The organism is Bacillus coreaensis, assembly GCF_050586445.1.
Lineage (GTDB): Bacteria > Bacillota > Bacilli > Bacillales > Cytobacillaceae > Robertmurraya_A > Robertmurraya_A coreaensis.
Genome location: NZ_JBOCCY010000006.1, coordinates 183659 through 197627, shown reverse-complemented (window position 1 = coordinate 197627; position 13969 = coordinate 183659). Strand labels below are relative to the sequence as shown.

At 38.0% G+C, this 13969-nt stretch carries 12 protein-coding genes and 1 riboswitch; of the genes, 9 read left to right on the top strand and 3 right to left on the bottom strand.

Annotated elements, in window-relative coordinates; genetic code table 11:
• Positions 1-36: 36 nt before the first annotated feature.
• The 5 genes from ACQ5H4_RS11965 to ACQ5H4_RS11945 all read left to right on the top strand — a co-directional run bounded on the left by ACQ5H4_RS11965 (position 37) and on the right by ACQ5H4_RS11945 (position 5821).
• Positions 37-774, top strand: coding sequence for a GntR family transcriptional regulator (locus ACQ5H4_RS11965; protein ID WP_430775133.1), 738 nt, complete (start codon positions 37-39; stop codon positions 772-774).
• A 150-nt stretch (positions 775-924) separates the two neighbouring features.
• Positions 925-2136: an MFS transporter gene (locus ACQ5H4_RS11960; protein WP_430775132.1), complete on the top strand. Its 1212-nt coding sequence runs from the start codon at positions 925-927 to the stop codon at positions 2134-2136.
• Positions 2137-2320: 184 nt separating this feature from the next.
• Positions 2321-2422: riboswitch (purine riboswitch) on the top strand.
• 121 nt (positions 2423-2543) lie between these two features.
• Positions 2544-3137, top strand: a complete 594-nt coding sequence (locus tag ACQ5H4_RS11955) for a xanthine phosphoribosyltransferase (RefSeq protein WP_430775131.1) — start codon at positions 2544-2546, stop codon at positions 3135-3137.
• Positions 3137-4444: a nucleobase:cation symporter-2 family protein gene (locus ACQ5H4_RS11950; protein ID WP_430775130.1), complete on the top strand. Its 1308-nt coding sequence runs from the start codon at positions 3137-3139 to the stop codon at positions 4442-4444. The genes ACQ5H4_RS11955 and ACQ5H4_RS11950 overlap by 1 nt, the downstream gene beginning before the upstream one ends.
• A 285-nt stretch (positions 4445-4729) precedes the next feature.
• Positions 4730-5821, top strand: a complete 1092-nt coding sequence (locus tag ACQ5H4_RS11945) for a DNA alkylation repair protein (protein WP_430775129.1) — start codon at positions 4730-4732, stop codon at positions 5819-5821.
• 57 nt (positions 5822-5878) lie between these two features.
• Here ACQ5H4_RS11945 and ACQ5H4_RS11940 read toward each other — a convergent pair whose 3' ends face one another.
• Both ACQ5H4_RS11940 and ACQ5H4_RS11935 read right to left on the bottom strand, forming a co-directional pair.
• Positions 5879-6307, bottom strand: coding sequence for a hypothetical protein (locus tag ACQ5H4_RS11940; RefSeq protein WP_430775128.1), 429 nt, complete (start codon positions 6305-6307; stop codon positions 5879-5881).
• Between the two features lie 138 nt (positions 6308-6445).
• A complete protein-coding gene (locus tag ACQ5H4_RS11935) occupies positions 6446-9532 on the bottom strand; it encodes an efflux RND transporter permease subunit (protein WP_430775127.1) in 3087 nt (1028 codons plus the stop codon).
• 221 nt (positions 9533-9753) lie between these two features.
• Between ACQ5H4_RS11935 and ACQ5H4_RS11930 the strand changes: the two genes are divergently transcribed.
• The 4 genes from ACQ5H4_RS11930 (at position 9754) to ACQ5H4_RS11915 (ending at position 12852) form a co-directional block, all read left to right on the top strand.
• Positions 9754-10605 (top strand): TetR/AcrR family transcriptional regulator, encoded by an 852-nt coding sequence (locus ACQ5H4_RS11930; RefSeq protein ID WP_430775126.1) that lies wholly within the window; start codon positions 9754-9756, stop codon positions 10603-10605.
• Between the two features lie 99 nt (positions 10606-10704).
• On the top strand, positions 10705-10848 hold the full coding sequence (locus ACQ5H4_RS11925) for a hypothetical protein (RefSeq protein ID WP_430775125.1): 144 nt from the start codon (positions 10705-10707) through the stop codon (positions 10846-10848).
• Between the two features lie 12 nt (positions 10849-10860).
• Positions 10861-11979, top strand: a complete 1119-nt coding sequence (locus ACQ5H4_RS11920) for a metallophosphoesterase (protein ID WP_430775124.1) — start codon at positions 10861-10863, stop codon at positions 11977-11979.
• Between the two features lie 339 nt (positions 11980-12318).
• Positions 12319-12852: a YceI family protein gene (locus tag ACQ5H4_RS11915; RefSeq protein WP_430775123.1), complete on the top strand. Its 534-nt coding sequence runs from the start codon at positions 12319-12321 to the stop codon at positions 12850-12852.
• Positions 12853-13202: 350 nt separating this feature from the next.
• Here ACQ5H4_RS11915 and ACQ5H4_RS11910 read toward each other — a convergent pair whose 3' ends face one another.
• Complete coding sequence (locus ACQ5H4_RS11910) at positions 13203-13967, bottom strand: IclR family transcriptional regulator (RefSeq protein WP_430775122.1); 765 nt, start codon at positions 13965-13967, stop codon at positions 13203-13205.
• Positions 13968-13969 lie beyond the last annotated feature (2 nt).

The window sequence follows — 13969 nt, the reverse complement described above, 5'->3', positions numbered from 1 at the left end:
AATGTTTGCTATAATGAAACAAGGAGGTTTTCCGATATGAATGAAGAGATAAAAGATGGAAATGCCCTACATTTACAAGTAAAGGAAGCGATTATCCAGCTTATAAAAGATGGAGAATATCCACCGGATTCGCAGCTTCCCACAGAGGCAGAGTTTTGTGAAACCTTTGGGGTGAGCCGTACGACCGTTCGAACAGCACTTCAGCAGTTAACATCCGAGGGATATGTTTACCGAAAAAGAGGAAGCGGTACATTTGTATCTAACAATAAAGTGAAGCAAGTGTTGACCACAACGATTGAACGATTTTCAGATCAAATTTCGATGCAAGGAAAAATACCGTCCATTAAGGTTATTAATTTAGAAGTAGTGCCTGCGGACGATTATTTGATGAATCTTCTAAAAGTGAACGAAGGTGAGCCTGTAAATTTACTCGAGCGCGTTCGTTTCGTGAATGATGAACCTATTCAATATGAGGTCTCTTATCTACCTTGGTATAAAACACCTGCTATTAATAAAGAAGGCTGTGAAGATTCACTGTACAAGCTGTTACAAACTCAATACAACCTTCACATAAATAAAACGGTTGAGCATTTAGAATTGTATCTTCCGGATGAGGAAGTAGCACAAAAGCTCCAAATTCCAGTGGCCAGCCCCTGCTTTTCTTTAGATACACATGCATACTTAGAGGATGGAACCATTATTGAGTACTCCAAAACGATATTCCGTGGAGATTTGACCCATTTTATTATTGAAAGAAATTACAACAGAGTGTAAAACTCTGTTGTTTTCATTTGTTGTGACAACATAAGTTTCCATCAAATTTACCCATGACAGATTTTAGAAAAACTTATATAATAATCTTCGGGAAACGAAATTTTTTATCATCATAAGAATATATTAAATTAAAAAAGAGGCTATAAAATCATGTGGAAAAATCGGAATGTATGGATTATTTTAATTGGCGAGTTTATTGCTGGGGTTGGATTATGGACCGGAATTATCGGAAACTTAGAATTTATGCAAGAGAAGGTGCCCTCTGATTTTGTTAAGTCACTTATCCTCGCTACTGGCTTGTTAGCAGGAATTCTTGTTGGTCCACTTGCTGGTCGAATGACCGATCAGTATAGTAAAAAAACAATTATGATTTATTCGGGAATTGCCCGTATGTTCAGCGTTATCTTTATGTTCCTCGCTCTTTACACCGGTTCCGTCTGGTGGATGGTCGTGTTTATGATCGGTATTCAGCTCTCAGCTGCTTTTTATTTTCCAGCTCTACAATCAGCCATCCCTCTAATTGTTGCAGAAAACCAACTTCTCCAATTGAATGGAGTACATATGAATGTGGCAACCATTTCACGTGTACTAGGTACGGCTTTAGCTGGCGCCATGCTGGTTGTTATGCCGTTATCTATGTTGTATGTTGCCTCATTTGTTGCTTACGGTGTTTTACTCGGTTTCACCTTCTTTTTAAAAATGGATGAGCCAGCTCTATCTAGTTCATCACTTAAAAATAACGGATCTAGCGGATTTAAAGACGTCCTCCCTGTTATCAAAGGAATGCCCGTTGTCTTGATGACACTCATTATGGCACTTGTTCCATTATTGTTTCTAAGTGGCTTTAATTTGATGGTCATTAATATTAGTGAGATTCATGATGACTCTTCCATTAAAGGATTGATTTATACAGCAGAAGGGATTGCCTTTATGCTAGGAACATTTGTGATTAAAAGGCTCAATGATAAATGGTCTCCTTTTACGATTATTTTCGTTTTTTCAACCGTGATCGGTTTGGGTCAAATCTCCTTGTATTTTGTTGAGAACAAGGCTCTTGCTATTCTTTCCTTTGCGATTGTAGGTTTTGCGGTTGGCTGCTTTTACCCGACCGTCTCTACTTTGTTTCAAACAAAGGTTCCAAAGAACTTCCACGGTCGCTTCTTTTCGTTCCGAAATATGCTTGACCGAATCATGTTTCAGGTCGTGCTACTAGGAACCGGGTTTTTATTAGATGTAGTGGGACTACAAATCATGGTGATTATTTTCGGAGCCATTTCATTACTCACCACAGGTATCTTCTATAGTAGACATAAACAGCATCCGGTCGAGTTAGAGGTAGAAGCTGTTACAGTTACCAAATAATAGAGTTGAGGTGTCCGAAACGGGCACCTCTTTGTTCGTATTTTATTGGTAGTTTGCTATTTTTTCATATTCATCTGACTATTGAAACCCTTAACACGAATATTAATGCATCTTTTTACCAATAATTTTCGGAATTAATTGTGATTTCTCTATTGAACTACAATATAATGGTGGTATAATAATACCTAACTTCATAGGATTCACTCATATAATAGCGAGAATACGGCTCGCAAGTTTCTACCGAATTACCGTAAATAATTCGACTATGAGTGAGCAATGGGAATTGCTAAGATATTTGTATATCCATGCAAACCACGCCTTTTAAAGTCTAAGGTCATTGCTTCACTCAATTTGATGTGAATGCAATGAAGTTAGGCTTTTTTATTTTTCTTTCTTAGGGAGGACATATGAAGTTATTACAGGATAAGATTTTACAAGAGGGAAAAGTACTCTCGGAGTCTGTTTTAAAGGTTGATTCGTTTTTAAACCACCAAATAGACCCTCAGCTCATGCTAGAAATTGGTGAAGAATTCACAAGGCTTTTTGCAAATGAAGGTATTACAAAGATTCTCACACTCGAGTCTTCAGGGATTGCTCCTTCGGTGATGACAGGACTTAAGCTTGGCATCCCTGTTATTTTTGCTAGAAAACGCAAATCTCTTACATTAACAGACGATTTACTAACGGCCACTGTTTATTCATACACGAAACAAGAGTCGAACGAAATCTCTATTTCTAACAAATTTATTAAAAAGGGTGATCACGTCCTTATCATTGATGACTTTTTAGCAAATGGAGAAGCGGCCTTAGGTCTTATCGAGCTTACTAAACAGGCTGAAGCAACGATTGCTGGTATTGGAATCGTGATTGAAAAATCGTTCCAAGCTGGTGGAAAGAAATTAAGAGAACAAGGCTGGAAAGTTGAGTCACTAGCAAGAGTAGAGTCCCTTTCAAATGGAAAGGTCAAATTTGTAAAAGACAAGGTGGAGGAATCGGTATAATGAAAACAAATCCGTTCAAACTTACTTCTTTAGGAATTCAACATGTACTTGCCATGTATGCTGGGGCAGTTATTGTTCCACTAATCGTTGGGGGAGCCCTTGGATTAACTGGCGAACAATTAACATACTTAGTTTCAATCGATATTTTAATGTGTGGTGTGGCAACACTTTTACAAGTCTGGAAAAATAAATTCTTTGGAATCGGCTTACCTGTTGTTCTTGGTTGCACATTTACAGCAGTTGGTCCGATGATTGCCATTGGTGGAGAATATGGAATTTCCGCTATCTATGGATCCATCTTGGTTTCTGGTTTATTCGTAGTTTTGATTGCGAAGTTCTTTGGAAAGCTTGTTCGATTTTTCCCACCTGTTGTAACAGGTTCAGTTGTAACGATTATCGGGATTACATTAATTCCTGTTGCTATTAACAATATGGCTGGTGGTCAAGGAAGCCCTGATTTTGGTTCGATGACGAACATCTCATTAGCTTTTGGAACTCTTCTTTTTATTATTGTTTTATACCGCTTTTTCACCGGTTTTGTTCGTTCGATCTCAATTCTTTTAGGCTTATTAGCAGGTACAGTGGTTGCTGCCTTTATGGGAATGGTTAATTTTTCGGCTGTAGCTGAAGCTAGCTGGTTCCATATGGTCACTCCTTTCTATTTCGGATTGCCAACATTTGAAATCACAGCGATTTTAACGATGATTCTTGTTGCGATGGTAAGTTTGGTTGAGTCCACTGGAGTATATTTTGCTTTAAGTGATATTTGTGAAGAGGAAGTTACGGAAAAAGATCTAGCAAATGGCTATCGCGCAGAAGGTTTAGCGATTCTACTTGGAGGACTATTTAACGCTTTCCCATACACAACTTATTCTCAAAACGTTGGTCTTCTACAAATCACGGGAGTAAAAAGCAAAAATGTGATTTATACTACGGGAGCGATGTTAATTCTATTAGGATTTATTCCTAAAATCGGTGCCTTAACAACGATCATTCCTACATCTGTCCTAGGTGGAGCTATGATTGCAATGTTCGGAATGGTTATTGCTTATGGTATTAAAATGTTAAGCAAGGTAAACTTCGCATCACAAGAAAACTTATTAATCATTGCTTGTTCGGTTGGAATTGGTCTTGGTGTAACAGCTGTTCCTGACCTATTTGCTCAAATGCCATCAAGCATTCGTATTTTGACTGACAACGGAATTGTTGCTGGTAGCATTACGGCCATTTTATTAAATATTGTATTTAATGTTGCTCCCAAAGCAGAACGTGTTCAACCCGTTTTAAACGAGCAGAAAGCATCTTAATTTAAACTTTCAGCCATCCCACTGATGTGGGGTGGTTTTTTTGTTATTATTTATTTAGGCTGTTTTCGTAAAGTTTGTTGTTTTGGAAAAATCCCAAGTGCCGGATTTTTCCCCGCATAACGCTGGATTTATTGGTCTATTTGGAGAGTAGCTCTTTTCTAAGGATGAAAATATTCTGATTGGCTGTTGAAATATATAGTTAATTTCCTAAAAAGGGTGTATGTATCAACAATGTTTTAGAAAAGAGTCTTTATTTAAGAAACAAAAATAGAAATGAGGATATATATGGCAGAGTTAATTAAAGATAGATATAGCCCTTCATTTTTTAACCAATTTATTAAAATCTTGAAGTCAACTTATCCGAGCTTTGATGAAAACCAGTTTTTAACCTTTATTTATGATGACGAATGGGAACAGCGGGAATTCAAGCAACGAATTCGCCATATATCACATGCATTAGGAGAATCCTTACCGCAACCGTATGATTCTTCTATTGAAATATTGCTGACGATCGCTCCACAATGCAAGGGTGTAGAATATTTGTTTTTCCCTGATTTTGTTGAAGTATACGGTCTAGACCATTGGGAAACCTCGATTATTGCACTAGAGCAGTTCACCAAATATTCGAGTTCTGAATTTGCGGTTCGACCGTTTATTTTAAAAATCCAAGCAAAAATGATGATTCAAATGCAGCATTGGGCATTAGATAAGGATGAGCATATACGAAGATTAGCGAGTGAGGGCTGCCGTCCGCGTCTCCCTTGGGCTCCAGTTTTGCCTGCTTTAAAGGAAGATCCAACTCCCATCTTACTTATCCTTGAAACATTAAAGGAAGACCCTTCCCTTTATGTAAGGAAATCTGTAGCAAATAATTTAAACGATATTTCAAAAGATCACCCCAACCTGTTAAAGCAAATCGTTCGTGAATGGAGAGGAAAACGTCCGCACACCGATTGGATATTAAAGCATGCTAGTCGCAGTTTGCTGAAAAAAGGGGATGTTGAGATTCTTCAGTTATTTGGATACACATCAGCGGCTAATATAAGTGTTCAAAATTTCACTCTCTCATGTGATCAACTGTCACTTGGTGAGACATTAACGTTTTCATTTGACGTTATTAACGAATCCATTGAATCACAAAACCTTCGGATTGAATACGGCATTGATTTTATGAAAGCGAACGGAAAACAAGCGCGAAAGATTTTTCATTTATCACAGAAGATCTATCCAAGTGGAACAACCCGTTTGGTCCGAGAACATGTATTTAAGAATTTGAATACACGTAAGCATTATGAAGGTTTGCACGGTTTAGTTATTCTTATTAATGGAGAAGAGAAAGCAAAGTCTGAATTTATTTTGAGGGTTAAGGAAGATTAAAGTATTCTATAAGAAGTTTTAAAACAGCCAACTTTGCAGTTGGCTGTTTTTGTGTTATCACCATTTCCAAAAAGACCAATCGCCCCAGGAATATTTCTTATCATCATCCCAGTCTTTGTCATACCATGAGTAATCATCGTTGTCATCGTTGTCATCGTTGTCATCGTCGTCATGGTCATGGTCTCCTTTTTTCCAGCAATACCAATCATGCCATACGTCCTTTGACTCAATACATTTGCTACTATCTTTCTTTTCCCTTAGACAGCCATCCCAATCTTCCCAGTCGTCATCGCCCCAATCGTGGTCCCAATCTTTATCCCAATCGTTACTCTCCTTCGAACTAGAATAGGAAAAGAGGAAACTAAAAAAAGACTTTGTTGATTGCGAATCACTATAAGAGTAACTTGAAGTTGCTAAAGCAGAGGATGGGAAAAGAAGACCAACAATCAGCATCACGATGGTCCAGTATTTTAAAGAGCTCTTCAAGAAGATCACCTCCTTTTATCACGTCATACTTTACTACTATTATAACACGAAATGTTCTTAATTAAGAACAGCGGTGATTTAAAATATTCCTCTACAATAAAAAACCCTCAATCAAATGATTGAGGGTTCCAATAATGCTTAGTTCTCTTCAATTTCTTTACGATTTTTCTTCAACATTTTTGAAAGTACTTCATACACAATCGGTACAATCACTAGTGTGAGAAGAGTTGATGATGTTAAACCACCAATTACCGTGATCGCTAATCCTTTTGAGATAAGACCAGCTCCACCAGCGCCAAATACCATTGGTACCATTGCCCCAATTGTTGCAATAGCAGTCATTAGAATTGGACGTAATCTAGTCGCTCCCGCTTCAATAATTGCGTCACGGATCGACATTCCTTCACGTTCCATATGAATAATACGGTCGACGAGAACAATTGCGTTCGTAACAACAATACCAATTAACATCAATAGTCCCATCATTACAGATACTGAGATTGTCTCACCAGCTATCCAAAGTCCAACGAAAGAACCAATCACTGCAAATGGTAAAGAGAATAGAATCGCAAATGGCGCTAACCCTTCACCGAATGTGACAACTAAAATAAAGTACACAATCAGAACCGCTGCTAACATCGCTACCCCAAGTTGCGTAAATGTTTCTTGCATATCCGCGGCTACACCAGATACCCCAAGCGTTACTCCTTTAGGCAGATCGAGGTCATCGATTTTTTTGTCTGCTGCAGAGGTTGCTGCAGAGACATCGTCTGTCGTGACTGTTCCAGAAACAGTAGAGTAGTATTCCCCTTCACTACGAGCTAATGTGTTATAGGCTGTTCCCTCTTCTACGGAAACAAGCTCAGACAACGGCATGGTCGTACCTAATGCAGTTGGTATTTGAGTTTCCAATAATTCATCGATCGATTTTGCATCTGTTTTTGCTTCCCGTTGAACGATGACATCAATTTTTTCACCGTCATTTTCTACGGTTGTTAACACATCTTCAGAACCTGTATTCGCTAGTGCTCCAACGATTTGTGCGGTAGTTAAACCGTACTGTAACACATCCTGTTGATCCACATTTAACACATGCTCCACATATGGATTTTCCATATCAGATGTAACGTCTTCCAAGTTTTTCACATCGTTTAATGCCTCTTCCACTTGGTTCACTGCTTTATTTAAGTCTTCTAAATCTTCACTGTACAATGTGTAGCTTACTTCATTTGAACTCATGCTACCCATCGCCATATTTTGCGATTTCCATTCACCAGAATGATCCATGTTAAATACATAATCTTCTACTTCTTTTTTCGCTTCTGGGAAATCTTTCATGTCAGGGTCAAAAATTAGGTACATTAACGCACCTTTTGCCCCTCCCGTCATGATAGCCGACATGTCTGTAGACGCACTATTGTTGTAAGAAATTTGAACAATGTCTATATCATCACGTTTCATCAGCTCTTGTTCAACTTCTTCAATATTCTCTAGCGATTCTGCCTCAAGCTCACCAGCAGCTGGTGTGTAGGTTAGGTAAATGGTTTTCTCTTCTTCAGAACCCATAAAACTAAATCCAATGATTGGAGTTAATGCAAGAGATCCCCCAAGTAATACTACCGCAATTAGAGAGGTAATAATCTTATGATTTAACGCTTTAGCTAGCACACCTTTGTACCATGTTGCTAATCTTCCAACCTCGTTGTGTTGTTTAACTTTCTTTTCTCCGTATAAATTCTTACGGAATAAGAAATGTGATAATGCTGGAACAATCGTAATCGCAACAATTAATGACGCACCTAAAGCGAAGGCCATCGTTAATGCAAACGGTCTAAAGAGCTCTCCAACCATGCCGCCAACGAACATAAGTGGTGCGAATACCGCAACCGTTACGAGCGTGGATGACAGGATTGGTTTAAACATTTCAATCGTTGCTTCACGAATTAACGCACGACCTCTAAGCTTTTCATTTTCCAAATTCATTCGTCTATAGATGTTTTCTACAACAACGATCGAGTCATCAATTACACGACCAATCGCTACCGTAATCGCACCTAACGTCATAATGTTTAAGGTAATATCAAGCCAGTTTAATAGCAAGAATGCCATAAAGATAGACACTGGAATCGATACGATGGATATAAGTGTTGATTTTACATCACGCAGGAATAAAAGAATGATGATGACCGCAAACAATCCACCAAATAACGCTTTTTCAACCATTGTGAAAACAGAGTCTTCGATTGGTTTTCCTTGGTCTAACGTTACATCAATAACTAATCCATCAATGGCCTCTTTTTCATCCTCAATTAAGTCTTTAATTTCATTAACTACTTCAACCGTATTTGCCTGTTGACCTTTTGTGATTTGAATAGAAATAGCTTCTTCCCCATTTGTACGGGAAATGGATTGTACTTTTCCAACTGTTTCTATCGTAGCGATATCTCCTAATGTAACAAATGGAGTTGGATTTTCAGCTGTAGGTGTTACAGGAATGAGCATCTCTTTTAGTTCATCCACCGTTTTTATATCTCCATCAATGGCTACCGCTTCTTCTCCTTCTTCATACTGTTGGAGACCTAGTGATAACGCCATATCGCTTGCTTGAACCATTTGTTTCACGGTATCTTCCGTTAAACCAAGCGCTTCCATCTTCTCTTGGTTATACGTGAATTGCACTTCTTCGATATGTTGACCTGTAATGGTTGTGGATCCAACACCATCAATATTGTTGATTTCCGGTAAGATGGTTTCTTCAACCGTTGTTGATAATTCAACAATATCTTCCTCCGTGCTGGATATGGATAAAGCCAACACAGGCATCATATTCATACTAAGCGCCATAATCGTTGGCTCTTCAGCAGCTTCCGGTAATGTTATATTATCTAGTGCTGATTCTAGTTCACGTTTTTTCTCATCCATATCAACGCCATAGTCGTACTCAATTTGCAATTGAGCTACGTTTGCAGATGAATTTGAAAAGACTGCCTTAACATCTTCAAGCCCCTCAATCGTCTGCTCCATCGGTATGGATACTTCATCCATTACTTGTTCAGCCGTTGCACCTGGATACACATCCATGACAATCAAATATGGAATCGAAACATCAGGAATACTTTCCATCTTCATCTTTGTGCCAGAGTATATACCAGCAGTTGTAACAATAATGGTTAATAACCAAACAGCAAGTTTATTTTTCAGGACAAAATTAACTAAACTTTTCAAACATTTTTCTCCCCTTTTGATTAATTTCAAGTGATTTGTTATAATCAAAACTATATATGACCGAACAGTCATCACTATAACAATATAACTGACTGATCGGTCAGTCGTCAACTTGTTTGTACTCACAATGTGTTAATACGGAATACTATAAATAAAGATTCAAATTTTATAATAAAAAAATTACAATTAATATCGGAACTTGTTTTAACGGGGGTTTTTCTATGAATGAAAAAGATAGGCAAATTATTGAAGTGAGCATGAGGCTTTTTGCCAGTAAAGGCTTTTCAACCACATCCATCCAAGAAATTGCAACAGAAAGTGGAATTTCTAAAGGGGCCTTTTATTTACACTTTAAATCAAAAGATGACTTACTATTAGCTATTTTACAATACCATTTTGAAATGATAGAGCAAGCTTTTTCAGAAGTAGTAACAAGCACTCAAAGTCCTCGAGAGAAGTTTATTTCTCAACAGATGGCATTATATTCACATTTTCTTACGCATAGAGACTTTCTTATTATGCTTACAAAAGAGCAAGCGATACCGAGAAATGAAACCATCAAACATTTGTTACTAGGGAAGCAAATGGAATCACATCAACACTATCGCCAAAGCATTATTGATATTTACGGTCCGGACATTGAACCGTACTCATGGGATATAACGATTATCCTTGAAGGCATGATCAAATCATATATGGGTGTTTTATTATTTTCTTCCCCAGATTTTAATATCAAACAGGTTACTGAGTTTATTCTTAAAAGAACAGATAGTATAGTGAAGGATATTTATGAAGACAGTCCCTTCTTAACAAACGAGAAAGTCGAAGAAATCATACACTTCTTCCTTTCGTCTGATCAGCCATCGTTATCCAATGTACTAAAAAACTTAGAAGAAGAGATAGATAAAATAGGAGAAGACGAGCTGCTAGTCACTTTTCAAGTATTAAAAGAGGAACTTGAAAAAGAAAAGCCGCGAGCTCCTGTCATCCAAGGCATGCTATCAAACTTCAGTGGATATCCTAGCCTTGATCACTATAAAAATCTCATGTCAGAATATTATTCAAGAAAATAAACGCTCAGAGATTGTGCGTGTTTCACATAGTTTGACCTTCTAGTCATTTAAAGCATATACTTAAACTGACCAATTGGTCATACAGAATGAGGGGTAAAGATGAAGCTAAATGAGGTAGTAAAACAAGCAGTTCGTGAAACGATGATAATAAGTAAACGATTAACGAGTGCGCAAATTGTTGAAAAGCTACAAAAACAAGGAATACAAGCATCACTCTGTAAGCGCCTTGTAGCACAGGAATAGGAGTAAAATCATTTGAAAACAGCCATGTTCAGTAGGCTTGTCCTAACCATTATTTTATATAGCTTTTTTACCTTTTATATCAGCTGGAATGTACATCTGTGGCTACAGTCCACTTTTTCAGTAGAAATTTTCGGAATCGTTGTGGCTGTTATTTTTCTGTTTTCATACAGCTATGTTCTAGCGAGATTTTTTAAAAAATTATTAGTTCTCAAATACATAGGTTCGTATTGGTTCGGAATCATTCAATACACCTTGTTGCTCCTTCCGATCGCTGATTTTATTGGTTGGCTATTTATTTTTGCTGGTTTTTCTCCTGACCGCGTTATTTTTTGGGTTGGTACCTTTGTCCTTTTTGTGATGATTGGTATTTTGGGGCTTGGTACTTTCAACGCCTATAATCCTGTGATTCGGGAGCATTCTATTAAAATAGATAAGGAAGCTTCATTTTCCTCACTCCGGGTTGTCATGGCATCTGATATGCACTTTGGCCATTTATCCGGTAAAACTCATGCGAATCGTTTGGTTCAAGAAGTGAATTCGCTACAGCCCGATCTGATTCTGTTGCCAGGGGATATAATTGATGATGACCCTGAGCCTTTTATTCAAAAAGGGTTCGGTTCCATTATGGAAAACCTATCAGCTACATATGGTGTTTACGGGGTTTTAGGAAATCACGAATATTATGGTGGCGGAATTCCCCTGTATGTAGAAGAAATGCAGCGTATTGGAATTCCTATCTTAATGGATGAAACAGTTGTTCTTGAAGGCGGTATACAGCTGGTTGGGAGAAAAGATAAGACCGATCGTAACCGAAAAAACATGGAAAACCTGCTAGATAGTTTAGATGAGACAAAGCCGATCTTTATTATGGATCATCAACCACTAGAACTCGTTCAAGCAGCAGAGCACGGAGCGGATTTAATGCTGTCTGGACATACACATCGTGGACAGATGGCACCGAACCATTTGATTACTAGAAGAATTTTTGAGCTTGATTGGGGATATTTGAAGAAAAGTCAACTTCATGCATTCGTCTCCTCAGGTTTTGGCTTTTGGGGTCCACCGCTCCGGATTGGGAGCCGTTCGGAAATACTATTAATTGATATTACTTTTACTAAGGCTCTTTTCTAAAACAATGTTGCTATATACACACTTTTCAGGAAATAAACTAGCTGTTTCAACAGCCAATCAGAATATTTTCATCCTTAGAAAAGAGCTACTCTCCAAATAGACCAATAAACCCAGGGTTACGCGGGGAAAAAGCCGGCTTTTGGGATTTTTCTAAAACAACAAACTTTACGAAAACAGCCTTTAAAAAAACAGTTTGCGTTCGTAGCGCGAACTGTTTTTATTTTTTTGAAAATTTATTTATTGACAAAGGTTTGAACCATATCATATAATTACCTCGAAATAAAATATATTTAATTCGAGATATACAAACTAAAACAAAACAATTGGAGGTTTATTAAAATGACAAAAGCAAAATGGGCAGTAGACACAGCACACAGCAACGTTGATTTTTCAATCAAACATATGATGATCGCTAAAACAAATGGTGCATTCCATAAGTTCGATGCAGAAATTGATGCAGATCCAACTGATTTAACAACTGCTAACATCGTGTTTAACGTAGATGTGGCAAGCATTGATACTCGTAACGAAGATCGTGACAACCACCTTCGTTCTGCAGATTTCTTTGATGTAGAAAACTATCCTACTATGACTTTTAAATCTACTTTAATTGAAAGAAAAGACGAAGATGAGTACAACGTTACTGGCGACCTTACTCTTCACGGCGTAACAAAATCTGAAACTTTTGTTGTCACTTTCGAAGGTCAAGGCAAAGATCCTTGGGGAAATGAAAAGGTTGGTTTCAGTGCAGAAGGTACAGTAAACCGCAGTGATTACGGTCTAACTTGGAACGCTGCTCTTGAAACAGGTGGAGTTCTTGTTGGAGATAAAGTGAAGTTTTCTATCTCTTTAGAAGCTGCAAAAGCTGAGTAATACTTACTGAAAACTAATGGGCTGTTACTTTCTTATTAAAAGACATAGGAAAAGACGTATGAATTGGCATACGTCTTTTCTCATTATATATGGTTAAGCACCCGAGCTGATAATAGACGGAGAAATTCCGCTTAACTTAATAATTTTTTTAAAAAAGGCTTAAATAAACGGAGAGTTTCCGCCTATTGGCTCGAAAATTGCAAAAAAGGGAGATTTTGCTCTGCATAAGCGGAAAACCTCCCCTTATTGACCCCGAAATGAGCTCCATTTTCCACCTAACCGGAAAGTCTCCGGTTATTTCACTTTTTCTAGTTACTCGATTTCAAACGTTTCCTGCTGGAACTCATCTTTTATCGATATCCTAACCGTCTTGAAATGTTTAATCCTGATTCAAGAACATGTGGTTTCAATTCTTCCATACGTTCGTCCGTCATTCGAATTGTTGGGCCCGAAACACTTAACGCTGCCACTGCATTCCCCTTATTGTCGAAAATGGGCACGGCAATGCACGTGATGCCCAGTTCATTTTCCTGTAAATCTAGCGCATACCCTCTTTGTTTAACGGCTTCTAATTCAGATAGAAATTTTGCACGATCGGTAATTGTATAGTTTGTATGAACAGGCAACCCTTTTCGTTGAATGATCTCCTCAGTGGTGCTAGTCGGTAAGTAGGCTAAGATGGCTTTTCCTACTCCTGTACAGTGCATAGGTGCTCGTCTCCCTACCTTTGAGTGCATACGAAGCGTCTCTGTTCCTTCAAATTTTTCAATATAAACGACTTCATCATGATCATACACGACTAAGTGGATAACCTCATCAGTCACCTTTCCTAGCTCTTGTAAGTAAGGCTTAGCTTCTGTTCGTATATCGATGGAATCCAAAAGCTTTGAGCTAATATCCAAAAATGTATATCCCAGCCGATATCGACCACTCTCAGCATCTTGCTCAATATACCCGTACTGCGCCAATGTCGTTAGTATACGGTAGACGGAACTTTTGTTTATATCCATTTGATTGGCGATTTCTGTAACGCCAAGACCTTCTTTTTTCATAGAAACAAGAGTAATAATATCCAGGGCGCGACTCACCGATTTGACCATATTTTCTCTTTCCATTT

What these genes read in the sequence shown, in the direction of transcription:
- ACQ5H4_RS11945 (WP_430775129.1), top strand. Translation starts at nt 4,730, where the DNA reads ATGGCAGAGTTAATTAAAGATAGATATAGCCCTTCATTTTTTAACCAA.
- ACQ5H4_RS11910 (WP_430775122.1), bottom strand. Translation starts at nt 13,967, where the DNA reads ATGGAAAGAGAAAATATGGTCAAATCGGTGAGTCGCGCCCTGGATATT.
- ACQ5H4_RS11925 (WP_430775125.1), top strand. Translation starts at nt 10,705, where the DNA reads ATGAAGCTAAATGAGGTAGTAAAACAAGCAGTTCGTGAAACGATGATA.
- ACQ5H4_RS11965 (WP_430775133.1), top strand. Translation starts at nt 37, where the DNA reads ATGAATGAAGAGATAAAAGATGGAAATGCCCTACATTTACAAGTAAAG.
- ACQ5H4_RS11915 (WP_430775123.1), top strand. Translation starts at nt 12,319, where the DNA reads ATGACAAAAGCAAAATGGGCAGTAGACACAGCACACAGCAACGTTGAT.
- ACQ5H4_RS11950 (WP_430775130.1), top strand. Translation starts at nt 3,137, where the DNA reads ATGAAAACAAATCCGTTCAAACTTACTTCTTTAGGAATTCAACATGTA.
- ACQ5H4_RS11955 (WP_430775131.1), top strand. Translation starts at nt 2,544, where the DNA reads ATGAAGTTATTACAGGATAAGATTTTACAAGAGGGAAAAGTACTCTCG.
- ACQ5H4_RS11930 (WP_430775126.1), top strand. Translation starts at nt 9,754, where the DNA reads ATGAATGAAAAAGATAGGCAAATTATTGAAGTGAGCATGAGGCTTTTT.
- ACQ5H4_RS11960 (WP_430775132.1), top strand. Translation starts at nt 925, where the DNA reads ATGTGGAAAAATCGGAATGTATGGATTATTTTAATTGGCGAGTTTATT.